The organism is Aeromonas sp. ANP5, assembly GCF_963870295.1.
Lineage (GTDB): Bacteria > Pseudomonadota > Gammaproteobacteria > Enterobacterales > Aeromonadaceae > Aeromonas > Aeromonas veronii.
In genome coordinates this window covers 1-25,280 of sequence record NZ_CAWMRY010000020.1, presented here as the reverse complement: position 1 = coordinate 25,280, position 25,280 = coordinate 1, and the positions used below count along the sequence as shown (strand labels likewise).

The following is a 25,280-nucleotide window of genomic DNA, read 5'->3' as shown; positions in this document are numbered from 1 at the left end:
TTTTCCCCAATGCAGATCAAGAGTGAGTCGCCTCAAATGCAAGATCCCGTTCGTCAGAGCATGTTGGCCCGCATGGGCATTCAAAGCTGGCAACTGCGTCGTCCGGCATTGCTGGGCGCAGCACCCGCTCCCGAGCTTGAGCAAAACACCACACAGCCGGGCCAGACGGCACCGGCCACCAGCGCTCCGCTGCCCAGCGGCAAACTCTGGTTGCTGGCGCCTCAGCTACCTGCCACCACGCTGCTGGCGGATATCTGCCAGTTGCTCGGCATGACCCCCGACGAGGTCTCACTGCTCAGCGAGCTGCCGCCTGCCGATCTGCAAACGGCGGGCGCCTCCCCCCTGCTCTGGCTGACGGAGGCCAACCCCGAGCGGCCAAATGCGCTGATCTGCCCGCTCACCCCCAGCGCAGCGCAAAAGCGCGCCCTGTGGCAACAGCTGCGCCAGCACCTTGCGGCCAGCGCGGCGTGATCCTGCATCATGCCGCCAAGTCCCACTGTGATGCCGCTCTTTTTACCTGATTTTACAAATGCCGCCTCTGCCAACCCCAGCGCCCAACATCTTGCCATCCGGAGCCCCCATGCCTGAGTTTCGTCCCCTGCTCGAGAGCGATTTCGACCTTGTCTACCCCATCGAGCAAGCCGCTCACAAGGAGCCGTGGAGTGAGGCCAACCTGCTCTCCTGCTTCGGTCCTCGCTATCTCAACGGTTTGATGCTGGTCGATGGTCGCCCGGCGGGCTTCTATATCTCGGATCTGGTGGCCGGTGACAGCTCGCTGATGAATATCTGTGTGCATCCGGCGTTTCAAGGCAAGGGGTTGGGACGGGCGCTGTTGCAGGCCTATCTGGCGCGCAGCAAGCAAGCCGGGGCAGAGGCCTGGTTTCTCGAGGTGCGGGCGGGCAATAAAACCGCCATCTCCCTCTATGAGAGTGCCGGTTTTGCCGAGTATTGCCGCCGCGCCGACTACTACGGCACCGGCAACGACAGGGAAGATGCGGTGCTGATGTCGCGACTGTTCGATTTCGGCTGATCCAGCCTGTTCGTCGCGCCCAAGCCTTTTGTACCCCTCAATCGAGGGGGGCATTGTCCAGTGCGGGATCCTGCAAGGCCAGGGTGGTATGCACCACCGCCTCGAATCCGGCACCGGAGAGCGGCATATAGAAGCCCCGCTGCCAGGTTTTCCCCGGCATCCAGATCTGGTCGATATCCACCACTATCTTGATGGGTCTGAGGGGCTGGCCCGGCTGCTGGATATAGATGCCGGGCGGTGTGGCGACTTTGGGAAAGCGGCGCAGGATCTGCTCGCTGCCATCCCCCTTGCCCGGGTTGAGCCGCACCTTCACCAGCCGGGCAAGCGGGCCAGCCATCTCCTTGCTCTGCCAGAATTTCTTCTCCAGATCGCCGCAGCGGCGGCACTTGGGGGTCTCCAGCACATAAAGCAGCGGATAGCCCAACGCCAGCGCCTGTTGCTGCGCCTGCTGATACCCCTCGGCCCCCTGATACCAGGGATTGGCGGGCCCCTGTGATGACGTTCCGGCAAAGAACCAAAACGCAGCGCCCCCCACCACCATCAGCCCGACCGCGGCCAACGCCCCTTTCACCCACAGATTCATATCGTTAACCCTCTCTCTGCCTCCTAGCAGTATCGGCCAGTCTGCGCAAAGGGAGAGCTATTTGCGCTCTTTGTGATCCAAGACAAACAGCGAACACTTGTAAGCCGTAATGTTGGAGTTTAAACTCTAGCCCGATTTTTAGTGCCCTCGCGGACGTACAACTGTAATTAAAGGATGTTTAACTGATGCCGAAGCTTCATCTGGTTCGACTGATGCGTGAACGTATTGCCCAGCTTGGCAACAAGGCTGCCCTGCGGGTTCAGCAAGATGGCCAGTGGCGCGCCATCGGCTGGCGTACTCTGGGCCAGGCCATGGACTACTGCGCACAGGCGCTGATCCGTGCCGGCCACCAGCCAACCGAAATGGTCGGCATCTATGCCCGCAACATGCCGGAGTGGACCCAGGCCGATCTCGGCATCCTTGCTGCCCGCGGTGTCAGCGTCCCTATCTACCCCACCAGCACGCTCGATCAGCTGCGCTACATCGTCAAAGATGCCGGCATCAAGGTACTGTTCGTTGGCGAACAACCTCAGTTCGATCAGGCGCTGCAACTGATTGAAAGCGGCGAGATCCGCCAGCTCATCGCCCTCGACGGCAACGTCAACCTGCGCGGCTGCGAGCAGGCGAGCCACTTCCAGACATTTCTGGTCTCCGGCAACCATCAGCCCAGCGAGCAGGAGCTGCGCGAGCGGGAAACCCAGTACCGGATGGATGATCTGCTGACCCTGATCTACACCTCAGGCACCACCGGCGAGCCCAAGGGGGTCATGCTCGACTTCAGCAACATCGCCGCCTGTTTCGAGATGCACAACAGCCGCCTCGACCTCAATCAGCAGGATGTGTCGCTCTGCATGCTGCCGCTCAGCCACGTGTTCGAGCGGGCATGGAGCTATTACGTGCTCTATTGCGGCGCCGAGAACGTCTATATCCGCGATCCGCAGAAGGTGATGGATGTGATTGGCGAGGTGCAGCCGACCGTGATGTGCGCCGTGCCGCGCCTCTACGAGAAGGCCTATGCCATGATCCAGGCCAAGGTGGCTCAGGCTCCGGCTCTGCGCCGCGCCCTGTTTGGCTGGGCGACCAAGGTCGGCAAGCAGATGGTTGCCACCCGTCAGGCGGGCAAGTCCGCTTCCCCGCTGCTCTACGGCCAGCTCTGGCTCGCCGAGCGACTGGTGTTTCGCAAGCTGCGCGCCCGTTTTGGCGGTCGTACCCGCTTTCTGCCGGTGGCGGGCGCCCGTCTTGCCGACGATGTGAACCTCTTCTTCCAGGCGATGGGGCTCAATCTCAAGTACGGCTACGGCATGACCGAGACCACAGCCACCGTCTGCTGCTACGAAGACAGCCAGTTCAAGCTCGGCTCCATTGGCACGGCACTGAACGGCATCGAGGTGAAGCTGGGTGAGAACAACGAACTGCTGGTGCGCTCCCCCACAGTGATGCGCGGCTACTACAACAAGCCGGACGCGACCGCTGAGGTGATGACCGAGGATGGCTTCCTGCGTACTGGCGATGCCGGTGAGCTCGACAGCCAGGGCAATATCTACTTCACCGAGCGCCTCAAGGAGCTGATGAAGACCTCCAACGGCAAATACGTAGCACCGCAGCTGGTGGAAGGAACCATCGGCAAGGATCGCTTTATCGAGCAGATCGCCATCGTCGCCGATGCCCGCCACTTCGTCTCGGCGCTGATCGTCCCCTGCTTCGAGTCGCTGGAGGAGTACGCCCGCTCCATCAACCTGCAATACCAGTGCAAGACCGAGCTGCTGCGCCACTCCCGGGTAATGGAGTTCTTCGAAGCCCGCATCGCCGATCTGCAAAAAGAGCTGGCCAAGTTCGAGCAGGTGAAGAAGTTTACCCTGCTGCCGAGCGCCTTCTCCATGGAGCTGGGTGAACTGACCCCCACCATGAAGCTGCGCCGCAAGATCATCGAAGCCAAGTATCAGAGCGAAATCGAGGCCATGTATAACCACGTCTGATATCGCTCAGGTTCAGAGAAATAAAAAAGCCGCTCACTCGAGCGGCTTTTTGTTGGCACTTTGGTTGGTACGAACCCGCCTTCAGGCCGTAGTGGTACTGGTACCGAAGTAGTCGGCCAGGAAGTCATCGAACGACAGGCTGTCGCTGCGCTCGCGTTCGCGCTGCTTGGCCAGCGAATCCTTCGCCTCACCGGCAAAGTAGGCTTCATCCCAGTATTGCAGCTCCCCTGCCAGCAGCTCCTCGCGATAGCGGGTCGCCAGCTTGTCGCCATAGCAGCCGTTGTCCTTGCCGCTCTCCAGCAGCTCCTTGAGCATGCGGGCGGAGTAGGTGAGCTCGGGGTTGAGCAGCTTCTCGCGATGCATCGCCAGCGTCTCGCGATAGCGGTTGCGGCCGCAGCAGCGATCCAGCAGGTCGGCAACCTGAGCCAGCTCGTCAAACAGTTTGAGGCCGTACTCTTTGAGGCCAATGGCATTGCCCTGCTCATCTTCCAGCGTCAGGCCGGGACGACGTCCTTCCAGCACTACCTTGTTCTGGTTGCGGCGGTTGCGGGCAATCTCCTCGTCACTCAGCACCGGAGAGGGACGCAGCAGGCACCAGACCAGGAACAGGTCGAAGAAGCGGATCTGATCCGCATCAATACCGAGCGGGGTGAAGGGGTTGACGTCCACGGTGCGCAGCTCGATGTATTCGATGCCGCGCTGATCCAGCGCATCCGAGGGCTTCTCGCCACTGCGCGGGGTGCGCTTGGGGCGGATCGGGGCGTAGAGCTCGTTCTCCAGCTGCAACACGTTGTCGTTGAGCTGACGATACTCCCCATCCACCTTGACCCCGATCTTGGCAAAGTCGGGATTGTGGGTATTGATGGCGCGGCGCAGGCTGCTGACATAGGCCGGCAGATTGTCGTGGCTGATCTTGAGCCCAGCCTGGGCGCTGTTGGTGTAACCGAGATCGGAGAGACGCAGCGCGGTGGCGTAAGGCAGATAGAGGGTGCCCTTGCCGGTCTTCTCGAACGGCAGGTTGCTCTTGCGCCCTTTGAGGAAGGATTCGCAGATGGCCGGGGAGGCGCCAAACAGATAGGGCACCAGCCAGCCGAAGCGGTAGACGTTGCGAATAAGCCCCATGTATTTATCGGAGATAAAGCGCTGGCTGCAGCATCCTTCGCACACCAGATCCTGCCACTCGCTCCAGAAGCTGTCGGGCATGGAGAAGTTAAAGTGCACCCCGGCGATCACCTGCATCAGGCTGCCGTAGCGGTTCTTCAAGCCCTGACGGTAGAGAGTCTTCATCTTTCCGATATTGGAGCTGCCGTACTGGGCCAGCCGGATGCTCTCTTCCCCACCGACGAAGCAGGGCATGGAGAGCGGCCAAATCCGCTCGTCACCCAGATGTTGAATCACATGGTGATGGATGTCGCCGAGCTGCTCCATCAGGCTGTCGATGGAGTCGGTGGCCGGGGTAATGAACTCCAGCAGACTCTCCGAGTAGTCGGTAGTGATGTTGGGATGGGTCAGGGCCGAGCCCAGCGCCCGGGGATGGTCACTCTGGGCGAGTCGGCCATCCGGCGTGATGCGCAGGCATTCACGCTCGATCCCGCGCCGGATCCCCTTGAGCGCGGTGAGGCGCTCCGGTGATCCCAACGCATTCAGCAACTCGGTGAGCGACAAGCTTGTTGTAGTCATATTCACGGCTCATGTGAGGCCGCCCCATCCGGGGCGGCTCTTGATTTTTATAAAGCGTCAGTTACGGCAACTGCAGCGGATAGATGGGAAGATGAAGCTCCTTCAGGGGTTTTTCAAGCTTTTGCTTGTCTCCCACCACCACGATCACCATGTCGGCCGGATTGAGCCAACGGGCCGCACTGGCCTTCAGCGCCTCGGGCGACACCGTTTTGATCAGGTTGTTCTGGGCCTGCACATAGTCCGGTTTCAGGTCATACATCACCATCTGCAGCAGGAAGCCCGCCTTCTGGCCCAAGGTCTCGTAAGAGAGGGCATCCTGCTGGGAGACCGCGCTGCGCATATAGGCCAGCTCGACCGGGGTCGGGCCGCTCTTGCGGTAGTTGTCCATCTCCTTGAGGAACTGGCGGATGGCATCGACGGTTGCATCGGCCCGCACATTGGCGCCGGTGGCGAAGGTGCCCACCTCGCGGTTGGCGGAGAAACCCGAGCTGGCGCCGTAGGTGTAGCCCTTGTCTTCCCGCAGGTTGAGGTTGATGCGGCTGTTGAAGTTGCCACCCAGGTTGAAGTTCATCAGCCCGGCGGTGAAGTAATCCCCCGTGGTATCGAACGGCATGGCGCGACGGCCGATACGGATCACCGACTGGGGCGCTCCCGGCTTGTCGACCAGATAGATGCCCGGCTTGGCCTGCTCACCCTTGAGCTTGAGATCTCCCAGGGTTGGCGTTGCCCCCTTCCACTCGGTCAGGAAGCCAAGTTGCTCCTCGATCTGCTTCTGGTCCACATCACCGACCACCACCACTTTGGCGTTGGTGGGGTTGTAGTACGCCTGATAGAAGTGCTTCACGTCCGCCAGGGTCAGCTTAGCCACATCGGCCGCAACCCCGTCGGTAGGTTGACCGAGGCGGTTCTGCTTGCCGTAGACCAGCTCGCGGAACGCCTGCCCGGCCAGCCACTCGGGCTGCTGCTGGGCCTGTTGCATCCCTTGCAGCAGCTGCGCCTTGACCCGCTCGAAGTCCGCCTCCCGCATGCCCGGGCGCTCCAGCACCTCGCGCACCAGCGCCAGCGTCTGGGGCAGCTTGTCCGCCAGCGAGCTGACGGTGATGAGGTTGTTGTACTGGGCGCTGGAGACATCGATGGAAGATCCCAGCTTTTGCAGCTCGTCGCTCAGCTGAGCCTCGGTCAGGCGCACCGTGCCCTGCCCCATCATGGCGGCAGTCAGATTGGCCAGCCCAAGTTGCCCCTTATCTTCGGCACGAATGCCGCCCGGCAGGGCAATCATGATGGAGACGGCGGGGATCTCGTCACTCTTGGTGCCGATGATCTCGATGTTCTTGTCGAGCTTGCCGTGCCAGATGGCGGGCACCTTGACGCTCACCGCCTCGCTCGCCTTGGGCTGCACGCTGCGATCGAAATTGTCTTTTACCGGTCGTTCGGCCAGCGCCTCGTCATGCTTGCTGTAATCCGGCAGCTCGCGCTTGGCGGGGGTAAAGTTCGGGGTGGCAACCTGCCACTCGGTCTTGCCCTTGGGCACCACGCTCAGCACCACCGCAGGCTTGCCCGCGATGAACTTGTCGTAGGCGGCCTTCACCTGCTCAGGGGTCACCTTGCCGATGGCATCCAGCGTCTTGAACACATAGTTGGGATCCTGGGCAAACACCTGACCCATGGCGAGCTGGCTCACCTTGCCGGAGACGCTATCCAGACCCCAGATGGCGGAGGCACGGTACTTGGCGATCGCCTTCTCCAGATCTTCCGGCTTGAGGCCGCGCTGGGCGAACTCGCCGATCACCTTGTCCACCTCCCCCTTGAGGGTCTTGAGGCTGCCATCCTGTGACGGATTGGGGTAGGCGTAGACGGTCAGAGTACATGCCAGCTCTTCGCAGTAGTGGGACGCCCCCACATCGATCGCCTTGCCGGTTTTCACCAGCGACTGGTAGAGCATGGAGCTGGCGCTGCCACCGAGCACATCGGCAAACATATCGAGCGCCGGCTCCTGCGGATCGCCCAGGGAGACGGTGGGGTAGCTGATATAGAGCAGAGGCAGGTGTACCTTGTCCTGCAGCGTCACGTAGCGGGTCTCGGGCAGAGTCACCGGCTTTGGCGCCGGCTCGGCCACGTCCGGGCCGCGCGGGATGGCGCCGAAGTACTTCTCGATCCACTCGAGAGCCTGCTTGCTGTCAAAGTCGCCGCCCAGCGTCAGGGTGGCGTTGTTGGGGCCATACCAGCGCAGGAAGAACTGCTTGAGGTCGTTCACATCGACCCGGTCGAGATCTTCCACGTAACCGATAGGCTGCCAGGAGTAGGGGTGAGTGCGCGGATAGAGCGCCTCCCCCACCTTCTCGCTCACCAGCCCGTACGGCTGGTTATCAACCCGCTGGGCCCGCTCGTTCTTGACGGTGGCGCGCTGGATCTCGAACTTCTTCTGGCTCACCGCATCGAGCAGGAAGCCCATCCGGTCCGCCTCCAGCCAGAGCACTTTTTCCAGCTGGTTGGCCGGCACAGTCTCGTAGTAGTTGGTGCGGTCCTTGTTGGTGGTGCCATTCATGTCGCCACCGGCTTCGTTGATGATCCGCATATGCTCCTGATCACCTACGTGTTTCGAGCCCTGGAACATCATGTGCTCGAAGAAGTGGGCGAAACCGGACTTGCCGACCGTCTCGCGGGATGAGCCGACGTGATAGGTCACATCGAGGTGCACCAGCGGATCGGAGCGATCGGGGGCCAGGATCACGGTCAGGCCGTTGTCCAGCTTGTACATCTGGTAGGGGATGGCGAGCTTGCCCTCCTCCTTGCCCTGTTCGGCAATCAGGGTCGGTGCCGCCAGCACCGGCAGGGTGAAGCCCAGCAGAATCGTTAAAGGTATGACTTTGTTCACGGTAACCTCGTGAGTGACAAAAACAGGCTAGAAAATGTGACTGGCCAGCAGAAAAACCAGGGCATAACGGAACAATTTGCCGAGCCCGATCAGAATGAGAGAGCGCCAGAAGGAGAGGCGCAGCCAACCGGCCAACAGACAGAGACCATCACCGACCACCGGCGTCCAGGCAAGCAGCAGACACCAGTGACCATGTTGTTTGAGCCAGCCTAAGGCTTTTTGTTCCCCACGGCCTTGAAAATCTTCCGGTTTTTTCTTGAAGGTGGCGAGCCAGCCGAGCCACCAGGTGGTCATGGAGCCGAGGGTATTGCCCAGCGTCGCCCACAGCAGCAGGCTCGCCATGCTCCACTCCCCCTTGGCCGCCATGGCCCCCAGCAGCACTTCCGAGCTGCCGGGCAGCAGGGTGGCGGAGGTAAAGGCGCTTAAAAAGAGCCACCCCAACCCCATCTCCATCATCTCGCTCATCCTGGATAGCCATCGGCCGCAGGCATCCGCAGCAGCAGCTTGCCGCGCACATGGCCCCCTTCGATAGCCTGATGGGCCAGCGCCCCCTCGGCCAGGGGGAATTCACCGGCGAGGGTGACCTTCACCTCCCCCTGACGCAGCAGCATCAACATCTGACCCAGCTGCTTCTGGTCAGGGTGAACCAGCATGCCGACCACTTCGATCCCCGCCGCAGCCCCAGCATCCTTGATCTGCTGGGCAGTAATGGTGGGTACCGTCACCAAGCGGCCACCCGGCTTGACACAGGCCAACGCCACCTTGCCGCTCTCGCCGCCCACCAGATCCAGCACCAGATCGACCTGGCCGGCCTCTGTCACCACCCGTGCTGGCCAGTTCGCGTCGTGGTAATCCACCATCCAGCGCGCCCCCAGAGCATGGAGGAAGCCATGGTTGTCCGGGCTGGCGGTAGCCACCACCTCGGCGCCATAGGCGCTGGCAAACTGCACCGCCAGATGGCCGACCCCACCGGCACCGGCGAGGATCAATACCCGCTGACCGCTCTGGAGGGCGCCGTGCTCAAGCAGCCCCTGCCAGGCGGTGAGACCGGCCAGTGGCAGCGCCGCACCCTGCTGCAGGCTCACCCCGTCAAGCTTGACCAGCTCGCTCTCGCTTGCCACCACAGACTCCCCGTAGCCACCGGCGGTAAGGGGAAAACCGACCATGCCGCACACCAAATCTCCCTCGACCAGCGAGGTCACGCCGGGGCCCACCTTCTCTACCACGCCGGAGACGTCATAACCCGGTGTCCAGGGCAGCTTGTCCTTGTTCTGGGCCGCCGCCCAGCCAAGACCGGCGCGGGTTTTGGCATCGATGGGGTTGACCCCCACAAAGCAGATGCGCACCCGCACTTCGCCATCGGCTGGCACCTTATCGAGGGAAGGGTTGAGCTTGAGTACCGAGGGGTCACCGAATGCGGTAATCTGTAGTTGCGTCATTGCACAATCCATCCTGTTGATTGATCAAGGGTCAACAGAATAACAGCGAGGACACCATGGCTCGAATGTTTCTTATTCCTCTGTTGCTGGCACTGGGGTGGTGGGCGTTTCTGCTCTACTTCCGCATCCCGCTCAAACAGGGGGCCAAGGGGTTTTACTGGATCATCGGCATCGGTGGCGGACTAGCCGCCTTCCTCAGCCTGATGATGGTGCTGACTCACTGAGTGCCACAGCCACTCGATAACGAAAAAGGCCACCGAGTTTCGGTGGCCTTCTCATTATCCGGCTTGCTGCTCCAGCGCCGGATTGAGGTAGTAGTGGCGATTGCTCCCCTGCCCCAGCACCCCCTGCGACAGCAGATGGTGGAACACCCGATCCACCTCCTCCAGCGAGAGTGACAGCGCCTGTGCCACCGAACGCTTGCTGCACTTGAGCTCACCGCTCACCAGCGCACCGCGCACCTGTGCCAGCACTTCGGGGGCTGGCTCGGGGGGCATGATGGGCTCGGGCTGAGCAGCCATCGCCAACGCTGCCTGTGCCTCTTCGCGAGCTTGATCCTGCTGCCAGCGCCACATCCGGCGAAAGCGGTTCTCCTCGCCGATCAGGCTGACGAAAAAGGCACCGAACACGTCGAGCAGCACCGAGAGGAAGCAGACCAGCAGGAACTGCACCTGACTGATGCTCATCCCCACTCCGTCCGCCAGACTGCTCATCAGCCCCAACATGGAGGATTGTTCGTTGACCGGCTTGGCATCGCGCTGCTGACGCAGCTCATCCTGCTGCAAGCGCAGCTTGGTGTTGGCGTGCTGCAACGAGGAGACACCACTGGAGATGCGCTCCAGCTCGATATATTTGCGGGCCGCCTCCTCGTTGAGCTGGATCTGCCGCTCGATGCTGGCGATCTGCTCGTCGAAACGGGCCAGTTCCCGTTCGTGGCGCGCCTGCTGGCTCAGTACCGTGTTGGTGGCGCTGTTGATGCCACCAATGCTGCCGCCGATGGAGATGGCCGCAAGCACACTGTAAAACAGCAGCGACCAGAGAGCACCACTCAGATCCCGCCGCGCCTTGCGCTCGCCGTACTCGTACCAGACGTAAAACTTGCCCAGCTCGAAGATGATGGCCAAGCCGCCGAACAGCCACTTCATCAGCGGGTTGTCATCGATGGAGAGGAACAGCAGCAGGGAGAAGATAATGGAGGCCAGAATGGCCAATCCGGTGAAACTGTATACCGTCGTCAGAGCGAACCACCCCTTGGGGTAGCGCTGTGTGGAGGAGTCCTGTGTGGTCATGATGAAGGGGTGTGCTGTGCAGGAAAAGTTGGCTGCCGATTATAGTCGCCAGACTCGCCCAGAGAAGGGCAAATGACTGAATTCCTTCAGATTGGCAACCAGCTGCCCAGAGTGCGACCAAAACGGACAAATCGGCAGCAGAAAAGCGATACAATCCCTCCCTGACTTGATCATGTAGTGAGATGTGGAACAGTTCCGCCCGGGTTCAGCTCCGGTCTGTACACTCATCCACCGTTGCAATTATCCGAGGCCATCATGAACAGTAAGACCACTTTGCTACTCTCCCTTCTTCTGGTTACCGGCAGCGCCGCAGCGACCCAGCAATATCAAGAGAGCAGTGGCTCCGAATTCTCCGTCGATGAGCTTAAATTCAATCTGGACTGGGATGACAAGCAGTTCGGCTGGACCCAGAACGACTGCCTCGACTTGGGGGTCGGCGAAACCGCCCCGGCCGACTGCAGGGCGGTCAAATTCAATCTGGAAGATGAAGAGAACCGCAACCAGCCACCGCAAACCAACCAGATCCCTGCCAACGCGCAGAGTGGCCAATAACGACGGGAGTCCCCTTGCGATGACCCAAGCCAAACACAACCCCGTTATCCGGCGCGGCGCCCTGATGCTCTCCCTGCTGATGGCGCATGGCATCGCGGTTGCGGCGCCGCCAGGCAAAAATGGCGATGGCATCAAGATCTCCGGTGATGACATCAAGATCAATCTCGACTGGGATGACAAAGAGTACGACTGGTGGCAGGACAACTGCCTGGATCTTGGCATTGGCGACAGCCGGATCAAACTCAACTGCGACAAGATGGATGGCAAGTACCGGGATCACTACAACCGCAGCATCCACAGCGGCAATAACCCCGGGCAAGGTCACGACAAACAGAAAGATAAAAATAAGGGCAACGGCAAGAAGAACTGAACGCCCTCTCCTGATGCAGCAGGGGCTTGGTGCCCCTGTGCTGATTGTTTACCAATAATTCTCCGCACTGATATTGCCCGGCGCACGCCGCAGATTCTTGGCCAACCCCAGCGCCAGCAAGGTCTGCAGGGTCTCTTTCACCATCTCCGGATTGCCGCAGATCAGCACCTGACTCAGCTCGGGTGAGAACTCCAACCCCACTCGATCCTGCAACTGACCATTGGCAATCGCCGCCGGTATCCGCCCTGCCATTGCATCGGGCCAGGGCTCGCGGCTGACAAACGGGACATAGCAAAAACGCGCGCCATATTGCTCGGTAAAGCTGGCGCTCAAATCCTGATAGCTCAACTCTTCGCCTTTGCGCACCCCGTGCACCAGCACCAGATTCTCGAAACGGTTGAAGGCTTCCCCATCGGCCAGCATGGAGAGGAAGGGGCCGATGGCAGTGCCGGTCGAGAGCAGCCAGAGATCGCGCCCGGCGGGCACCTCATCCAGCGTCAGAAAGCCGGTCGCCTGGGATTGCACCAGCAGAGTATCGCCTGCTTGCAGCGAGCCGAGCGAGGGAGTCAGCTCACCGCTCGGGATCTCGACCAGATAGAACTCGTGGTATGGCGCAGAGGGGGGATTGACGAAGGAGTAGGCGCGCTGAATGCGGCGATCGCCCTGCTCGAGGGCCAGCTTGGTGAATTGGCCTGCCTTGTAGGGAGCCAGCTCGGCCGCTACCCGCAGGGAGAACAGGGTGGGTGTCCATTCGATGCGTTCGATGACGCGGCCTTCTACCCAAGCCATAAGGATCTCCTCCAGTGGAACAGACCTTCACTCTACCCCCGGGCCGGAAAATAAAAAACCCGCGCAAGTGCGCGGGTTTTCTCTGCAAAAGCGAATCGCTATTACAGGGCAACAACCTGGATCTGTACGGTTGCTTTAACGTCAGCGTGCAGCTGAACAGCAACTTCGTAGTCACCGGTGTTACGCAGAACGTTGCCCATGCGGACTTCGCTCTTGGCAACGGCTACGCCGGCAGCAGTGATGGCTTCAGCCACGTCACGGGTACCGATGGAACCGAACAGCTTGCCTTCGTCGCCAGACTTGGAAGCGATAACCACGGTAGCCAGTTCGGCCAGCTTGGCAGCACGCTCTTCAGCAGCAGCTTTGTTGGCAGCCAGTTTGGCTTCCAGCTCAGCGCGACGAGCACCGAAAGCTTCGATGTTGGCCTTGGTGGCCATAACAGCTTTGCCTTGCGGGATCAGGTAGTTACGGGCATAACCAGATTTCACGGAAACTTGGTCACCCAGACCGCCCAGTTTGGCGATTTTGTCGAGCAGGATAACTTGCATTACCTTTCCTCTATAAATTTCGTTGAGTTAGGCTTAAGTGCCGGGCCGATTCTTACTTGTTGTGCAGATCGGTGTACGGCAGCAGAGCCAGGTAACGAGCACGCTTGATGGCGCGTGCCAGCTGACGCTGATACTTGGCGCGGGTACCGGTGATACGGCTCGGTACGATCTTGCCAGATTCAGTGATGTAGTTTTTCAGAGTAACGATATCTTTGTAGTCGATCTCGGTAACGTTCTCGGCGGTGAAGCGGCAGAACTTACGACGACGGAAATAACGTGCCATGGCCTTTATCCTCTAGTCAGTGATCCAGAATTACTCTTCGGAAGCAGCTTCAGTAGCTTCTTCGCGGCGCTCGTCGTCACGACGGGTGAAGCGCTCTTCTTTGGCCTTGGCCATCGGAGAAACTTCAGTCACGGCGTGCTTGGTGCGCATGATCATGTTGCGGATAACGGCATCGTTGAAGCGGAAGTTGGTTTCCAGCTCATCGATAACGGCTTGCTCTGCTTCTACGTTCATCAGAACGTAGTGGGCTTTGTGCAGTTTGTCGATCGGGTAAGCCAGCTGACGACGGCCCCAATCTTCCAGGCGATGAATGGTGCCACCGGAGGTGGTGATGGCGCCGGTGTAACGCTCAATCATGCCGGGAACTTGCTCGCTCTGGTCCGGATGAACCATGAAGACGATTTCGTAATGACGCATTTTAGCTCCTTACGGATTAATTCAGCCTCCGCCCAGGTGCAGCCAGACCTCGGAGGCAAGGAACATAAAGGTGTTTAGTCGCTGCTTTTCTAGGGCGGCGTATTGTACGAAATCACATCCCTCACTGCAACTGACCGCCTTAAATGTTTTTCCCGATGGAAATCATCAGAAACAACAATTGATAATGATTATCACTTAGATCTATTCTCTCTCCATATCCTTATGGAGGGTGATGCCATGCAACCCGCACTGACGACTACGATTCCAGCCCGCAAATTCAAACTGACCCTGCTCGGGCCAGCCTTTATCGCCGCCATCGGCTATATCGACCCGGGCAACTTCGCCACCAATATTCAGGCGGGCTCTACCTTTGGCTACCAGTTGCTCTGGGTGGTGGTATGGGCCAACCTGATGGCAATGCTGGTGCAGACCCTCTCGGCCAAACTTGGCATCGTCACCGGCAAGAATCTGGCGGAGCACATCCGCGACCGACTGCCGAAACCGGCGGTCTGGGCCTACTGGGTGCAGGCAGAGATCATCGCCATGGCCACCGATCTCGCCGAATTTATCGGCGCCGCAGTCGGCTTCAAACTGCTGCTTGGCGTGACCTTGCTTGAAGGAGCCTGTATCACCGCCGTGGTGACCTGGGGGATCCTGATGTTGCAGTCCCGTGGTCAGAAACCACTGGAGTTCGTGGTCGGTGGCCTGCTGCTGTTTGTCGCGGCGGCCTATATCGTCGAGCTGATCTTCTCCCGCCCCCATTTGCCCAGCCTGCTGGAAGGGGCTCTCTTCCCCGGTCTGCCCAACAGCGATGCCGTCTATCTGGCCGCCGGTGTGCTCGGTGCTACCGTGATGCCCCACGTTATCTACCTGCACTCGGCACTGACCCAGCACACGCAGGATCAGGGCTCGGTCAGCCAGCGGCTGCACACCACCCGGGTCGATGTGGCGATTGCCATGACCATCGCCGGCTTCGTCAATCTGGCGATGATGGCGATGGCGGCCGCCGCGTTCCACAGCTCGGGCCACCAGCAGGTGGCGGAGCTGGAATCCGCCTACCAGACCCTCACTCCGCTGCTGGGTCAGGCTGCCGCCACCCTGTTTGGCCTCTCGCTGGTCGCCTCCGGCATCAGCTCTACCGTGGTGGGCACCCTGGCCGGGCAAGTGGTAATGCAGGGCTTTGTCCGCTTTACCATCCCACTCTGGCTGCGTCGCGCCATCACCATGGCTCCCGCCTTCGTGGTAATCGCCATGGGACTCAACACCACCGAAATTCTGGTGTTGAGTCAGGTGATCCTGAGCTTTGGCATCGCGCTGGCCCTGATCCCGCTGTTGATGCTGACCGGCGATCGGGCACTGATGGGACAACATCGTAACCACCCCGTCACCCAGGCGGTAGGACGCCTTATCGTTGCGCTGGTGATCGGGCTCAACGCCTATCTGCTGGTCGCCATGATCTAGCGAACCGTCAAACCGAGAAGAGGGGCTCATTAACTCTGGTTAATGAGCCTCTTCGCACTTTGGCGTATGCTGCCGCTTTCTCTTCTCATTTATCGTTGCGGGAGCCTTGCCATGGAACATACCCGAGCCAGCTTCGTACTGGGCCATCATCAGGAGCAGGCCAGCGTGGTCTGCTGCCAGCGCGGTGATACCACACTGCTGGTCACCGACCTCACCCCCTTTCATCCCCAGAGCCACCTCTGGCCCGATCAGCCGGGGGATGTGGGCAATGCTCGCTGGGAAGGGGGCGAAGCCGCCATTGGCCCTTGCCGGATGGGGGCCATCAGCCCGGATGGCGAGCTGTTTGTCGATACTGCGATTCCGGTCAAGCGGGGCGCAGAGGGGTGGAGTTTCGTGGTGGTCCATCCGCTGACCGGAGACCACGCGCTGGCCGTTGGCAGCCAGGTCGAATTGCAAGTGGATAGCGCTGCCCGCCACGCGTTGAGTCTGGGCCATAGTGGCTGCCATCTGGCGGCGCTGGCCCTCAACCGGGCTCTCACCCCCTACTGGCGCAAGGAGGTAAGCGAGCGCGATGCACTGGGCCAGCCCGACTTCGACCGCCTGGCTATTCAAAGCTCTCGGGTCGAGCCTTGTGGATCGCGGGAGCAGTACCGCATCGGCAAGAGCCTGCGCAAGAAGGGGGTCAACAGCGAGGCGCTGCTGGCAGATCTGGCGCTGATTGAAGAGAAGGTCAACCAGCAACTGGCCGACTGGATCGCAGCCGGAGGCGAGATCCGCCGTAGCCGCGCTGGCGAGGCGATCATCGATTCCCGTTACTGGCACTGCATGCTGGAAGGCCAGGAGGTGACCATTCCCTGTGGTGGCACTCATGTTGCCTCGCTCGCCGAGTTGGGGGCGGTCAAGGTACAGCTCACACAAGTGGAAGAGGGCTTTGCCATGCTGACACGGGTCACGCCAACCGGCGCCTGAGTCGCAGACTTGACCACTCAGGGCTAACGCCCAAATTGGCAATAGAGAAGTATCGCAAATGAGGGGGCATCATCATGCCCCTCAACGCCAGTCACGACGGGCCGATGCTTCTCTTTTAACCACTCCCTGATTAGAATGCGCCTCCCACAGGAGGCATATCCCCATGAGTAGTACTCAACTACGCACCACCCCGGATCGACTTCGTTATCTGGTTCTCTACGAAGGCATCGGGCTGGCACTGGTCGCACCGCTGATCAGCCAGCTGTTCGGTCAGGGCGTCGCCGAGGTCGGTTCGCTGGCCATCTTCTTCTCCATCGTCGCCACCGCCTGGACCTACGGCTGGAACCTGTTGTTCGACAAGGGGTTGCTCAAACTTTGCGGGCGCACCAACAAACGACCACTGGACCGCTTCCTGCACGCGTTTGGCTATGAGGCGAGCTTTATGATGCTCTCCCTCCCCTGCGTCATGTTCTGGCTCGATTTGGGAGTGTGGGACGCACTGATGCTGGATCTCGGCTTCGTCGCCTTCTACCTCGTCTACATCATGGTCTTTACCTGGGCCTATGATCGGATCTGGCCGCTACCATCCAACCCGCAGACGGCATAAGGCCTCAGCCGCAACGAGGTCGACAGAAGGAAAAGTCAGGAAGGACTAATAGGAAGGATGGGAGTATCCCATAAAAACAATGCCAGTCAGCAAGCTGACTGGCATTGGACAAAACAGACTTTCGGACTTACTTGACGGCGTCTTTCAGAGCCTTGCCAGCCACGAATGAAGGCACGTTGGCAGCAGCAATCTGGATCTCTTTACCAGTTTGCGGGTTACGACCGGTGCGGCCTGCGCGGTGGGTGACCTTGAAGGTGCCAAAACCGACCAGTTGCACAGCATCACCTTCTTTCAAGCTCTGGGTAATACCATTGATGATCTCTTCCAGAGCCACTTTGGCCTGAGCTTTGCTCAGATCTGCTTTGGCGGCAATCGCATCGACAAGTTGAGCTTTGTTCATAACATTTCCTTTATGATCGGGCATTTAGCGCTGGGTCACTCTATGCAAAAAAAAACGCACAGGCAAAGCCTTTATCGAGCCGAACGCGTCAAACGCTGGGGTTTTCATCAAGATCTGCGGAAATAGTCACATTCCACACGCGAAAAACCGTGAGCAGGCCTGAAACCTGCTAGCACGCAGACACAATCCACTGACTATTTCTTCGCCACTTAACATTATCCCCCCATGGCTATTGACGCTTGCCCAGATTTTCCCTAGTTATAGGTTGTGTCACTGCTCAAACGGCTCGGAATACCGAACAATCGGCCAGCCTTTGCCCCACGGAGGGATAGGGATTATGTTGACGAAACTGGAACAGACCAAGCAGGCGCTGGCAGGCAAGCATAAGGCTATCGACGACTGGCTGGATGCAAGGCAAGCGCTGCTGGTTGGATACATGCAGCTGGCAGGCCTTACTCCGGCGCGGACCAAGCAACGCAGCCTGCCCAAAACAGAAGAGCTGCATCAGTTTTGCGACCGCCTGGTCGACTATGTCAGCGCGGGCCATTTCGAGATCTACCACCACGTCGTCACCGCCTTCGAGCAAGCCAGCGGCGAAACACTGGAGCTGGCCAAGCGCATCTATCCCCATATTCGTAACAGCACTGAATTCGCCCTCGAGTTCAACGACAAATACAGTGATGCCGACGAGGCCCAATTGCTGCTACTGGATGATGATCTCAATGAGTTGGGTCCGGTTCTGGAAGAGCGGTTCAAACAGGAGGACCGCTTGGTCAAAGCGCTTCATGTGGTGGAATCCTTGAGTACCCAGCAAGCCTGAATGCCATTTTCGGAGCAAGTTCAAGATACTGGCAACCAAGGTGGATTACACTCAGAGCAATGACCCTAGCGTCCACACTTATTGCATACAGGAGATGAGCATGTCTGAGCGCCGCCGTTTTGCACGGATCCTCTACTTGACCATGGCAGAACTCACCCAGGGGGAACAGAAGTGGCAGACCCAGCTTGTCGACGTCTCCTTGCAGGGAGCCCTGCTGATCCGCCCCGACGACTGGGAGAGCCGTGACAACAAGGAGTACCAGCTCAGCTTTATCCTGAGCGGTAGCGATATCGAGATCAAAATGCAGGTCGAGCTGACCCACGAAGCCAGCAAAAAGCTGGGGTTCTACTGCCACCACATCGATATCGACAGTGCCACCCACCTCAAGCGGATGATCGAGCTTAACGTCGGCGACGAAGAGCTGCTCCACCGCGAGCTGGAACAACTGCTGAGCGAGCATCTGGAACACAGCCAGCCCTGATGGCAGGTTCCAGCCCATAAAAAAGAGCGCCGAGGCGCTCTTTTTTCGTTGTGCTGTTGTCTTGACTGGAATGCAGGAGAATTACAGTGCCTCGAGTGCCTCGGACAGCTTCTTGACCGGCACCACTTCCATCCCTTCGATGGGATGCTTGGGGGCATTGGCGTGCGGCACGATGGCTCGACGAAAACCGTGCTTGGCCGCCTCCTGCAACCGCTCCTGGCCGGACGGCACCGGGCGAATTTCACCAGAAAGACCCACTTCGCCGAACACCACCAGATCCTTGGGCAGCGCCTGATCCCGGAAGCTGGAGACCATCGCCAGCAGCAGCGCCAGATCCGCACTGGTCTCCTCGACCTTGACCCCGCCGACCACGTTGATGAAGACATCCTGATCCGCCATCTGCAGCCCGCCGTGACGGTGCAGCACCGCCAGCAACATGGCGAGCCGGTTGTGATCCATCCCCACCGCCACCCTGCGCGGGTTGGAGAGCTGGGAGTAGTCCACCAGCGCCTGCAACTCCACCAGCAGCGGTCGGGTGCCCTCCCAGATCACCATGACGATGGAACCGGGCGCCTGCTCCTGCCCCCGGCTGAGGAAGATGGCAGAGGGGTTGCTCACCTCGCGCATCCCCTGTTCGGTCATGGCAAAGACCCCCAGCTCGTTGACCGCACCGAAGCGGTTCTTGTGGGAGCGCAGAGTCCGAAAACGGGAGTCATGGCCACCATCAAGCAGCACAGAGCAGTCGATGCAGTGCTCCAGCACCTTGGGGCCCGCCAGACTGCCATCCTTGGTCACATGACCCACCATGAAGATGGCCACATGATTCTGCTTGGCGTAGCGGGTCAGCAACGCAGCCGCTTCGCGCACCTGAGAGACTGAACCGGGGGACGATTGCACATCCGCCACATGCATCACCTGAATGGAGTCAATCACCATGATCTGCGGCTGCTCCTGCTGGGCAATCAGGCAGATCTGCTCGACGCTGGTCTCGGAGAGCATCCGCAGCTTGTCGGTGGGCAGCCCAAGGCGGTTGGCCCGCATCGCCACCTGCTGGAGCGACTCCTCGCCGGTGACATAGAGGGTTTTCATCCGTTCAGCGAGACCACACATGGTTTGCAGCAGCAGGGTGGACTTGCCCGCCCCCGGGTTGCCGCCGATCAAAATGGCCGAGCCGGGCACCACACCGCCACCAAGCACCCGATCCAGCTCCTTGAAACCTGAAGTAAAACGGGGAATTTCGGTGGTGGCGATCTCTGCCAGTGTCTGTACCTGACTGCCGACCGCGCCGGCATAACCGGTGTAACGGGCACTCTTGCCAGCGGGGCTCACCGAGCCGAGGCGCACCTCGGTAATGGTATTCCACTCCTTGCACTCGCTGCATTGACCTTGCCAGCGTGTGAAGTCGGCACCACATTCGGAACAAACATAAGCAGTTTTATTTTTGGCCATTGATAACTCGGGGACAGGATGAATTCCTGCTTGATATACTTGTTTGCGACCGACAGATCAAACCCAGAATCGGAAAAGTGACTTTCCGTGGCAGGAACAAATGGATTCAGAACACCAGCAACATCTGATTGAACAACTCGTCCCCTTGCTGCGGGAGAAAGATTTCGAGGAGATCTTCAACCGCATGACACAGGAGGAAAACAGCAACAGCCGTTTTCTGATCAAGATGGAGCTCAAGCGCAAGTGCTCCCCCTGCCGCAGGGTCATCGACATGCGCGATGAACTGGAGGATGAATGCCTGGTGCATGAGTTCGACGGCATCACTCACTTCATGCCCGCCGATGCGATTGCCCTGTTCCAGTCCCAGTGCTATCTCTACCGCGATATCTATACCCTCGGTGTCTACGAGGCGCTGCAACAGTGGCAAAAGCAGCACCACAACGCCCGCGTGGATGGTCAGCTGTCTCCGCCGGCCAGCCCCTTCCGGCAATATGATGTCAACACCATTGCCTTTGCCAGCTACTACGGCCGCCGCCAGGAGCGGATGCACTTCAGCTCGCCGGTTCTGATCAAGTTTCAGGACGGAGAGAAGCTGTTCGCCAAGAGTTCCGATCTCTCGCTGGGGGGCATGCGGGTCTCGGTGCCCTATCTGCCGAACTATCACACCGGCGCCCAAGTGGAGGTCTTCTTTACCGGACTGGAGCGGGACACCCCCAATCCGGTGCTGCATCAGCCGGTCGGCTATCAGATCCTCGGCGAAGAGAGCAAAGAGGGAAAATATTGGCTGCGGCTGGTGCGCTCCGGCGAACAGCCCGCCTTCGATGCTTTCCTCAGCGATTTTATCGATGCCAACAAGATCCGTTATCGGGTCAGCGTCGACTATCTGCTCTCCGCCGCCATCATCAAGGGGTATGAGCAGTTCTACCTGCCGCGGATGACCGGCATGCCGCTCTTCTTCGGCACCGGCGACAGCCCCAATCTCGAGATTGCCCTGCGTACGGAAAACAACCAGCACCTGCTGGAGTATTGGCGCGATGAGAAAAACCGCGATGCCCTAGCGGGGCTTTTCAGCGCAGAGCGGATGAAACGGCTCTGCCCAGCCCCCGGCACCACCACCGAGACCATCATCTACTGCTTTACCCACACGGTGCGCAGCCACATCTACTTCTTCTCCGCCACCGCCGAGGAGCTGCGCCAGAGTGGCCTCACCGCCCTCTTCTTCCAGGTAGGCTCGCGCCGCCCCAGCTGGCGAGTCTACAAATTCACGCTGGAGGCGTGCGATCTTATCGAGGCAGATGTGGGGCAACTGCAGGGGCAGGACAACCCGCAGTTGCAAGATATCCTGCTGCTCGAGCGGCTCAAACAGATCGGCTATTGCGGCCTGCTGCAGGAGATCGGGCTGGAGTCCCAGCGGGAAGAGTTCCATCAGGAAGGGGTCAGCAACAACGCCAACGAGCTGCAACGCTTTGGTCACGAACAGGGGGTTGCCCCGTTCGAGATCGAAACCCTGCACTATGTTCAGCTGCGCAAGGAGTCGCGCTACATCCACAAGACCGCGGTCGCCATCCATCACAACGGCAAATCCTGGATCGGCTGGACCCGCGACATCTCGACTCACGGCCTGCAAATCGAGCTGGAAGATGCCTTTATCGGCGAGAAGAACGATGTGGTGACCATCGCCCTGCCCCGCTTGCAGGAGCTTTCCAAGAGCATGGATCTGCAGCGCCTCTCCTACCGGCTGGTCAGCCTCAACATGACCCGCACCGTGCTGCACCTCTGCATCGAAGGGGATTCGGATCGCCATACCGGCCGCCAGTTCTTCAGCCTGCTGATCGAGAGCAACCAGAACAAGCTCAAGGCGGCGCAGGAGCAGCGCCGCTATCGTGGGCTGGCGCGGGCACTGCGCAACATCTATACCCACCACCTGTTCAACTCGCCGGTCTACGTCAACAAGCTGAAAGGCGCGCCCAAACCGGCCTCCATTGGCAAGTCGCTGCAACCGCGCAGTCTGCAGCGGCTGCTGCAAGCCTGTGCCGAGCTGCCGGAGCAGGAGAACCTCTACCCGCTGTTTCAGGGGGAGCTGCTCAAGGAGCTGCTGATGAACCCGCTTCGCGCCATCGAGCGGGAGGACAAACCGAGAGAAGACGAGGTCTATATCGCCAGCATCCAGACCAAGGCTGGCCTGCCCATCTTCAGCAGCCGGCTGGCCAGCAGCTTTGCCAACGTCAAAGAGAAGCGTCAGTTCATCGAGCTGGCGCAGCAACAGGGGGAGTTCTACTCGGTGCTGGTCGGCATCTCCCGTACCGGACGGCCCGACACCAACTTCATCGCCAACGAGCTGGACTACATCGCCAAGTTCGCCATCCACAAGGCGCGCAAGCTGGAAGAGGAGCTCTGGAGCGTGGTGGGGGTAGGCGAACTGACCGATACCACCCAGGCCACTCTGTTCCGCTTTGGCATCACGCAACCACTGAACTGATGATCCGGAAACAGACAAAAATGAAACAGGGCGCTCGAGGCGCCCTGTTTTTTTGTCATGCCGCCTGCGGGTTGATCAGCCAGTCGAGGATCTGGGGGAAGTGATCCTCCTGGGCCTGCGGGGCGGTCAGCATATTGATGTGGTCATAATCGAGGCGGTTGCCGTTATCCCGCCCCAATCGGGTGTGACGAGTGACCGAACCCATCTCGTCGCTGAAACGGCGCACATCGGTCGGGTGACCCAGCACCTTGTCCGCTTTGGCCGAAATCATCCAGAGCGGTGGCCAGTTGACCCGTGCCGCCGCCTCGTCATAGGCAAAACCGTCGTGAGGATCCTGCCAGGGGCCGCACTTGACCCAGGGGATGGTCTCCTGCAGATAGCGCAGCGGCTCGTCGTCAGCACCGATCTTCAGAGTGCGAGCAGCCAGAAAACCACGGCGGCGGGCCAGCCAGGGGGCCAGCCGATTCCAGATCAGATCCACCTTCAGCCAACGCTCGGGATTGTGCACCGACACGCCGCGCTTGGTGCCAAAAAACAGCAGGCTGGCCACCTGATCCGCCAGCTCGGGGAAGCGCACCAGGGTCGAGGCCATGATGACACCGCCCCAGGAGTGGGCCACCCAATGCACCTTGAAGCCATGATGGCGCTCGGCAATCCAGCGCTGCAGGGCGGGCAGATCCTCGGTGATCAGCTCATGCTGACCGTGCTCTGCCTTCTCGGCGATGGCAGGAGTGCTGAGCCCCCGCCCCCGCAAATCAGCCACATAGACCTGATAGCCGTGACGGGCCAGAAAGCAGGCCAGCCCCTTGCCCGATTCGGTATAGAAAATCCGCCCATTTTCGATGGCGCCATGCACCATCAGGATCGGCTCTCCATGCACGGCGACCCGGGGTTTGATATGGCGAACATGCAATTGATGGCCACCACAGGGGATAAACAGAGACTGCTGCAACAATTCCATTTTATTGGTTTCCTCCTTGAAACACTGTCAGCGCTTGTCCCAACGTTGCTCGCTGCAGGCCCGCGCCGCCAGCAGGCAGATCACCCCCTCCAGATCGTGATGATTGAGGGTGGCCGCCGCCTGCGCCCGCACCAGCGGCTTGGCGTGAATGGCGATGCCAAGGCCAGCGACCCCCATCATCTTGAGATCGTTGGCACCATCGCCGATGGCCACGGTCTGGGCGGCAGCAATGCCGTACTCCTGAGCAAGCTGCTGCAACACCTCGGCCTTGACGCTGGCATCAACGATGCGCCCGCTCACTTTGCCGGTCAGCTGACCCCCTTCCACCGCCAACTCGTTGGCGAAGATGGCATCGAGCCCCAGCTCGCGCTGCAACTGGCCAGCAAAACGGGTAAAACCGCCGGAGGCGATGGCCACCTTCCAACCCGCCCCTTTGAGGGTATCGACCATCAGCTGCAAGCCCGGCATCCAGGGCATCCATGCCGCCACCTCGTCGAGGATGGTGACCGGCGCGCCTGCCAGAAGGGCCACCCGATTGCGCAGGCTGTCGGAAAACTCCAGCTTGCCCTGCATCGCCGCGGCCGTCACTGCCGCCACCTGCTCGCCAACCCCGGCAAGGCGGGCAATCTCGTCTATACACTCAATGCGGATCGCGGTGGAGTCCATATCCATCACCAGCAGGCCGGGCTCGTTCAGGGTCGGTAGCGCGGGCAGATGGCAGAGATCGATCTCCCACTCACCGCTCTTGAGCTCGGCCACCAGCTCGGCAGAGAAGCGATCGCAGCCAAGCAGCAGCAGCGGCACGCCCGCCACCTCGGTGGGAGGATAGAGGGTGGCCGCCAACTCCTGTGCAGCCAACAGTGGCGACAGACGCGCCAGATGGGAGGCGCCCAGCCCCTTGCCAAACAGCACCAACCAGCCGCCAGCCAGCGGAGTCTCTGTCGGTTGCAACGCATCTGCGCTGAGCTGCCAACAGGGTGAGCCGGACAACAACGCGGGCCAATCGGATAACAGAGGGGGGAGCCGGGACAACAACATAAGGGATACGCCTTCCTTGGTGATCAGGGGGTTAACAATGCTGGCCCAGAGTAGCGTATTGCTTTTTGTACAGGCAAGCGCCAAGATCCCGCCACTCCTTGTTACCATGAGGTCTCGCGCTTGCAGCGTCATCTTCCCATCAAACGTGTTCTCAGCCTGGGTGCCGGTATCCTGCTCGGATGCTGGGTGCTCGGTGTGCTTATTCATATGCAGGGTGAAAGCCAGGCCTCACTGCACAGCGAAGCGCGCAACCGGGCGCAGGCGCTGGTCGCCTATGCTGCCCGAGACATGAAACGCTGGATCAAGGAGGAGAAGAGCAGCGAGCTGGAGCGGCTGGCGCGGGATCTGGCGGCCGAGCCGGAGATCCTCGATGCCACCCTCTACGACGGACGCGGCATTCCCCTCGCCCAGTCTGAGCAGGCGGTGCCGCTGGAGAGCCTGCTGCCCATCGGCAGCGATAACAAATCACTGCCTGAGCAGGGAAAGGGGCGGATCCAGTTCGTGCAGGAGATCCGGGATGGCGAGCAGACCATCGGCTTCCTGCGCATCACCCTGGAAGAGCAGCAGATGCTGGCAGACAAGGATACCCGGCTCAAGGTGGTGCAGGAGAAACAGCGGCTGATGCTGCTGGTCGCCCTGCTGGCCGGAGTGCTCATCTCCTACGGCGTGCGCCGCAACTACATGCGGGTGCGCAAGCACAAGAAAAAGAGTACGCCCCCCGCGCCACCTCCGGAAAATTGATGGCGCAACCAATGAGCAGATACAAAAACGGCAGCCAGAAGGC

The 25,280-nt window shown here is 60.1% G+C and carries 27 protein-coding genes; 13 read left to right on the top strand and 14 right to left on the bottom strand.

Annotated features, from left to right (window positions below):
* Nucleotides 1–36: 36 nt before the first annotated feature.
* Nucleotides 37–471 carry a DNA polymerase III subunit psi gene (locus tag AACT07_RS12540; protein ID WP_069528044.1) on the top strand — a complete coding sequence of 145 codons (435 nt, stop codon included), beginning with the start codon at nt 37–39 and terminating at the stop codon, nt 469–471.
* A gap of 109 nt (nt 472–580) precedes the next feature.
* Nucleotides 581–1,030: a ribosomal protein S18-alanine N-acetyltransferase gene (gene rimI, locus AACT07_RS12535; protein ID WP_069528043.1), complete on the top strand. Its 450-nt coding sequence runs from the start codon at nt 581–583 to the stop codon at nt 1,028–1,030.
* A 37-nt stretch (nt 1,031–1,067) separates the two neighbouring features.
* Here rimI and AACT07_RS12530 read toward each other — a convergent pair whose 3' ends face one another.
* Nucleotides 1,068–1,571 (bottom strand): hypothetical protein, encoded by a 504-nt coding sequence (locus AACT07_RS12530; protein WP_371155262.1) that lies wholly within the window; start codon nt 1,569–1,571, stop codon nt 1,068–1,070.
* A 227-nt stretch (nt 1,572–1,798) separates the two neighbouring features.
* Between AACT07_RS12530 and AACT07_RS12525 the strand changes: the two genes are divergently transcribed.
* Nucleotides 1,799–3,589: an AMP-dependent synthetase/ligase gene (locus AACT07_RS12525; RefSeq protein ID WP_069528041.1), complete on the top strand. Its 1,791-nt coding sequence runs from the start codon at nt 1,799–1,801 to the stop codon at nt 3,587–3,589.
* 81 nt (nt 3,590–3,670) lie between these two features.
* Here the strand turns inward: AACT07_RS12525 and gshA are convergent, their stop codons facing one another.
* From gshA to AACT07_RS12505, 4 genes are all read right to left on the bottom strand, one after another.
* On the bottom strand, nt 3,671–5,269 hold the full coding sequence (gene gshA, locus AACT07_RS12520) for a glutamate--cysteine ligase (RefSeq protein ID WP_005340500.1): 1,599 nt from the start codon (nt 5,267–5,269) through the stop codon (nt 3,671–3,673).
* Between the two features lie 61 nt (nt 5,270–5,330).
* Nucleotides 5,331–8,144 carry a M16 family metallopeptidase gene (locus AACT07_RS12515; protein ID WP_069528039.1) on the bottom strand — a complete coding sequence of 938 codons (2,814 nt, stop codon included), beginning with the start codon at nt 8,142–8,144 and terminating at the stop codon, nt 5,331–5,333.
* Between the two features lie 27 nt (nt 8,145–8,171).
* The gene (locus AACT07_RS12510; RefSeq protein ID WP_005348990.1) at nt 8,172–8,609 is read right to left on the bottom strand and encodes a YqaA family protein; all 438 of its coding nucleotides are present in this window, start codon (nt 8,607–8,609) and stop codon (nt 8,172–8,174) included.
* Nucleotides 8,606–9,583, bottom strand: a complete 978-nt coding sequence (locus tag AACT07_RS12505) for an NADP-dependent oxidoreductase (RefSeq protein WP_069528038.1) — start codon at nt 9,581–9,583, stop codon at nt 8,606–8,608. Before AACT07_RS12505 ends, AACT07_RS12510 begins: the two co-directional genes overlap by 4 nt.
* Before the next feature lie 56 nt (nt 9,584–9,639).
* On the opposite strand from AACT07_RS12505, the gene AACT07_RS12500 reads away from it, so the two are divergent.
* Nucleotides 9,640–9,807: a hypothetical protein gene (locus AACT07_RS12500; protein ID WP_005308905.1), complete on the top strand. Its 168-nt coding sequence runs from the start codon at nt 9,640–9,642 to the stop codon at nt 9,805–9,807.
* A gap of 54 nt (nt 9,808–9,861) precedes the next feature.
* On the opposite strand, the gene AACT07_RS12495 is transcribed toward AACT07_RS12500, so the two are convergent.
* Nucleotides 9,862–10,872, bottom strand: a complete 1,011-nt coding sequence (locus AACT07_RS12495) for a Preprotein translocase subunit SecY (protein WP_069528036.1) — start codon at nt 10,870–10,872, stop codon at nt 9,862–9,864.
* Between the two features lie 255 nt (nt 10,873–11,127).
* Here AACT07_RS12495 and AACT07_RS12490 point away from each other — a divergent pair, with 255 nt between their 5' ends.
* Together AACT07_RS12490 and AACT07_RS12485 are read left to right on the top strand one after the other, a co-directional pair.
* Nucleotides 11,128–11,424: a hypothetical protein gene (locus AACT07_RS12490; protein ID WP_005358055.1), complete on the top strand. Its 297-nt coding sequence runs from the start codon at nt 11,128–11,130 to the stop codon at nt 11,422–11,424.
* A gap of 19 nt (nt 11,425–11,443) precedes the next feature.
* A complete protein-coding gene (locus AACT07_RS12485) occupies nt 11,444–11,794 on the top strand; it encodes a hypothetical protein (RefSeq protein WP_069528035.1) in 351 nt (116 codons plus the stop codon).
* A gap of 48 nt (nt 11,795–11,842) precedes the next feature.
* Here the strand turns inward: AACT07_RS12485 and AACT07_RS12480 are convergent, their stop codons facing one another.
* The 4 genes from AACT07_RS12480 to rpsF all read right to left on the bottom strand — a co-directional run bounded on the left by AACT07_RS12480 (nt 11,843) and on the right by rpsF (nt 13,831).
* Nucleotides 11,843–12,583 carry a ferredoxin--NADP reductase gene (locus AACT07_RS12480; RefSeq protein ID WP_069528033.1) on the bottom strand — a complete coding sequence of 247 codons (741 nt, stop codon included), beginning with the start codon at nt 12,581–12,583 and terminating at the stop codon, nt 11,843–11,845.
* Between the two features lie 101 nt (nt 12,584–12,684).
* Entirely contained in the window at nt 12,685–13,131 is a 447-nt protein-coding gene (rplI, locus tag AACT07_RS12475; RefSeq protein ID WP_005340490.1) for a 50S ribosomal protein L9, read from the bottom strand.
* A gap of 52 nt (nt 13,132–13,183) precedes the next feature.
* Nucleotides 13,184–13,414, bottom strand: a complete 231-nt coding sequence (rpsR, locus tag AACT07_RS12470; protein WP_005308890.1) for a 30S ribosomal protein S18 — start codon at nt 13,412–13,414, stop codon at nt 13,184–13,186.
* Nucleotides 13,415–13,444: 30 nt separating this feature from the next.
* Nucleotides 13,445–13,831 carry a 30S ribosomal protein S6 gene (rpsF, locus tag AACT07_RS12465; protein ID WP_005308887.1) on the bottom strand — a complete coding sequence of 129 codons (387 nt, stop codon included), beginning with the start codon at nt 13,829–13,831 and terminating at the stop codon, nt 13,445–13,447.
* A 237-nt stretch (nt 13,832–14,068) separates the two neighbouring features.
* Here rpsF and AACT07_RS12460 point away from each other — a divergent pair, with 237 nt between their 5' ends.
* From AACT07_RS12460 to AACT07_RS12450, 3 genes are all read left to right on the top strand, one after another.
* Nucleotides 14,069–15,292 carry an Nramp family divalent metal transporter gene (locus tag AACT07_RS12460; protein ID WP_005340487.1) on the top strand — a complete coding sequence of 408 codons (1,224 nt, stop codon included), beginning with the start codon at nt 14,069–14,071 and terminating at the stop codon, nt 15,290–15,292.
* A 111-nt stretch (nt 15,293–15,403) separates the two neighbouring features.
* Nucleotides 15,404–16,261, top strand: a complete 858-nt coding sequence (locus AACT07_RS12455; RefSeq protein ID WP_069528031.1) for a hypothetical protein — start codon at nt 15,404–15,406, stop codon at nt 16,259–16,261.
* Nucleotides 16,262–16,424: 163 nt separating this feature from the next.
* Nucleotides 16,425–16,868, top strand: coding sequence for a PACE efflux transporter (locus AACT07_RS12450; protein ID WP_069528030.1), 444 nt, complete (start codon nt 16,425–16,427; stop codon nt 16,866–16,868).
* Between the two features lie 127 nt (nt 16,869–16,995).
* On the opposite strand, the gene hupA is transcribed toward AACT07_RS12450, so the two are convergent.
* Nucleotides 16,996–17,268 carry a nucleoid-associated protein HU-alpha gene (gene hupA / locus AACT07_RS12445; RefSeq protein WP_005340484.1) on the bottom strand — a complete coding sequence of 91 codons (273 nt, stop codon included), beginning with the start codon at nt 17,266–17,268 and terminating at the stop codon, nt 16,996–16,998.
* 337 nt (nt 17,269–17,605) lie between these two features.
* Between hupA and AACT07_RS12440 the strand changes: the two genes are divergently transcribed.
* Both AACT07_RS12440 and AACT07_RS12435 read left to right on the top strand, forming a co-directional pair.
* Complete coding sequence (locus AACT07_RS12440) at nt 17,606–18,088, top strand: Rsd/AlgQ family anti-sigma factor (RefSeq protein WP_005348975.1); 483 nt, start codon at nt 17,606–17,608, stop codon at nt 18,086–18,088.
* A gap of 100 nt (nt 18,089–18,188) precedes the next feature.
* Complete coding sequence (locus tag AACT07_RS12435; RefSeq protein WP_005340482.1) at nt 18,189–18,569, top strand: PilZ domain-containing protein; 381 nt, start codon at nt 18,189–18,191, stop codon at nt 18,567–18,569.
* An 81-nt stretch (nt 18,570–18,650) separates the two neighbouring features.
* On the opposite strand, the gene radA is transcribed toward AACT07_RS12435, so the two are convergent.
* Nucleotides 18,651–20,018: a DNA repair protein RadA gene (gene radA, locus AACT07_RS12430; RefSeq protein ID WP_005340481.1), complete on the bottom strand. Its 1,368-nt coding sequence runs from the start codon at nt 20,016–20,018 to the stop codon at nt 18,651–18,653.
* Between the two features lie 100 nt (nt 20,019–20,118).
* On the opposite strand from radA, the gene AACT07_RS12425 reads away from it, so the two are divergent.
* Nucleotides 20,119–22,497 (top strand): PilZ domain-containing protein, encoded by a 2,379-nt coding sequence (locus tag AACT07_RS12425; protein ID WP_069528028.1) that lies wholly within the window; start codon nt 20,119–20,121, stop codon nt 22,495–22,497.
* Between the two features lie 55 nt (nt 22,498–22,552).
* On the opposite strand, the gene AACT07_RS12420 is transcribed toward AACT07_RS12425, so the two are convergent.
* Entirely contained in the window at nt 22,553–23,458 is a 906-nt protein-coding gene (locus tag AACT07_RS12420) for an alpha/beta hydrolase family protein (protein WP_069528026.1), read from the bottom strand.
* Between the two features lie 27 nt (nt 23,459–23,485).
* Nucleotides 23,486–24,496 carry a phosphoserine phosphatase SerB gene (gene serB / locus AACT07_RS12415; RefSeq protein WP_069528024.1) on the bottom strand — a complete coding sequence of 337 codons (1,011 nt, stop codon included), beginning with the start codon at nt 24,494–24,496 and terminating at the stop codon, nt 23,486–23,488.
* A gap of 120 nt (nt 24,497–24,616) precedes the next feature.
* Here serB and AACT07_RS12410 point away from each other — a divergent pair, with 120 nt between their 5' ends.
* The gene (locus AACT07_RS12410) at nt 24,617–25,237 is read left to right on the top strand and encodes a YtjB family periplasmic protein (protein WP_005348965.1); all 621 of its coding nucleotides are present in this window, start codon (nt 24,617–24,619) and stop codon (nt 25,235–25,237) included.
* The last annotated feature ends 43 nt before the right edge of the window (nt 25,238–25,280 follow it).

Coding starts and splice junctions, on each gene's coding strand:
- serB (WP_069528024.1), bottom strand. CDS start 24,496: ATGTTGTTGTCCCGGCTCCCCCCTCTGTTATCCGATTGGCCCGCGTTG.
- AACT07_RS12540 (WP_069528044.1), top strand. CDS start 37: ATGCAAGATCCCGTTCGTCAGAGCATGTTGGCCCGCATGGGCATTCAA.
- AACT07_RS12455 (WP_069528031.1), top strand. CDS start 15,404: ATGGAACATACCCGAGCCAGCTTCGTACTGGGCCATCATCAGGAGCAG.
- AACT07_RS12420 (WP_069528026.1), bottom strand. CDS start 23,458: ATGGAATTGTTGCAGCAGTCTCTGTTTATCCCCTGTGGTGGCCATCAA.
- AACT07_RS12440 (WP_005348975.1), top strand. CDS start 17,606: ATGTTGACGAAACTGGAACAGACCAAGCAGGCGCTGGCAGGCAAGCAT.
- rimI (WP_069528043.1), top strand. CDS start 581: ATGCCTGAGTTTCGTCCCCTGCTCGAGAGCGATTTCGACCTTGTCTAC.
- AACT07_RS12500 (WP_005308905.1), top strand. CDS start 9,640: ATGGCTCGAATGTTTCTTATTCCTCTGTTGCTGGCACTGGGGTGGTGG.
- AACT07_RS12505 (WP_069528038.1), bottom strand. CDS start 9,583: ATGACGCAACTACAGATTACCGCATTCGGTGACCCCTCGGTACTCAAG.
- AACT07_RS12510 (WP_005348990.1), bottom strand. CDS start 8,609: ATGAGCGAGATGATGGAGATGGGGTTGGGGTGGCTCTTTTTAAGCGCC.
- AACT07_RS12425 (WP_069528028.1), top strand. CDS start 20,119: ATGGATTCAGAACACCAGCAACATCTGATTGAACAACTCGTCCCCTTG.
- AACT07_RS12525 (WP_069528041.1), top strand. CDS start 1,799: ATGCCGAAGCTTCATCTGGTTCGACTGATGCGTGAACGTATTGCCCAG.
- gshA (WP_005340500.1), bottom strand. CDS start 5,269: ATGACTACAACAAGCTTGTCGCTCACCGAGTTGCTGAATGCGTTGGGA.
- AACT07_RS12460 (WP_005340487.1), top strand. CDS start 14,069: ATGCAACCCGCACTGACGACTACGATTCCAGCCCGCAAATTCAAACTG.
- rpsR (WP_005308890.1), bottom strand. CDS start 13,414: ATGGCACGTTATTTCCGTCGTCGTAAGTTCTGCCGCTTCACCGCCGAG.
- rplI (WP_005340490.1), bottom strand. CDS start 13,131: ATGCAAGTTATCCTGCTCGACAAAATCGCCAAACTGGGCGGTCTGGGT.
- AACT07_RS12450 (WP_069528030.1), top strand. CDS start 16,425: ATGAGTAGTACTCAACTACGCACCACCCCGGATCGACTTCGTTATCTG.
- AACT07_RS12495 (WP_069528036.1), bottom strand. CDS start 10,872: ATGACCACACAGGACTCCTCCACACAGCGCTACCCCAAGGGGTGGTTC.
- rpsF (WP_005308887.1), bottom strand. CDS start 13,831: ATGCGTCATTACGAAATCGTCTTCATGGTTCATCCGGACCAGAGCGAG.
- hupA (WP_005340484.1), bottom strand. CDS start 17,268: ATGAACAAAGCTCAACTTGTCGATGCGATTGCCGCCAAAGCAGATCTG.
- AACT07_RS12480 (WP_069528033.1), bottom strand. CDS start 12,583: ATGGCTTGGGTAGAAGGCCGCGTCATCGAACGCATCGAATGGACACCC.
- AACT07_RS12490 (WP_005358055.1), top strand. CDS start 11,128: ATGAACAGTAAGACCACTTTGCTACTCTCCCTTCTTCTGGTTACCGGC.
- radA (WP_005340481.1), bottom strand. CDS start 20,018: ATGGCCAAAAATAAAACTGCTTATGTTTGTTCCGAATGTGGTGCCGAC.
- AACT07_RS12530 (WP_371155262.1), bottom strand. CDS start 1,571: ATGGTGGTGGGGGGCGCTGCGTTTTGGTTCTTTGCCGGAACGTCATCA.
- AACT07_RS12485 (WP_069528035.1), top strand. CDS start 11,444: ATGACCCAAGCCAAACACAACCCCGTTATCCGGCGCGGCGCCCTGATG.
- AACT07_RS12435 (WP_005340482.1), top strand. CDS start 18,189: ATGTCTGAGCGCCGCCGTTTTGCACGGATCCTCTACTTGACCATGGCA.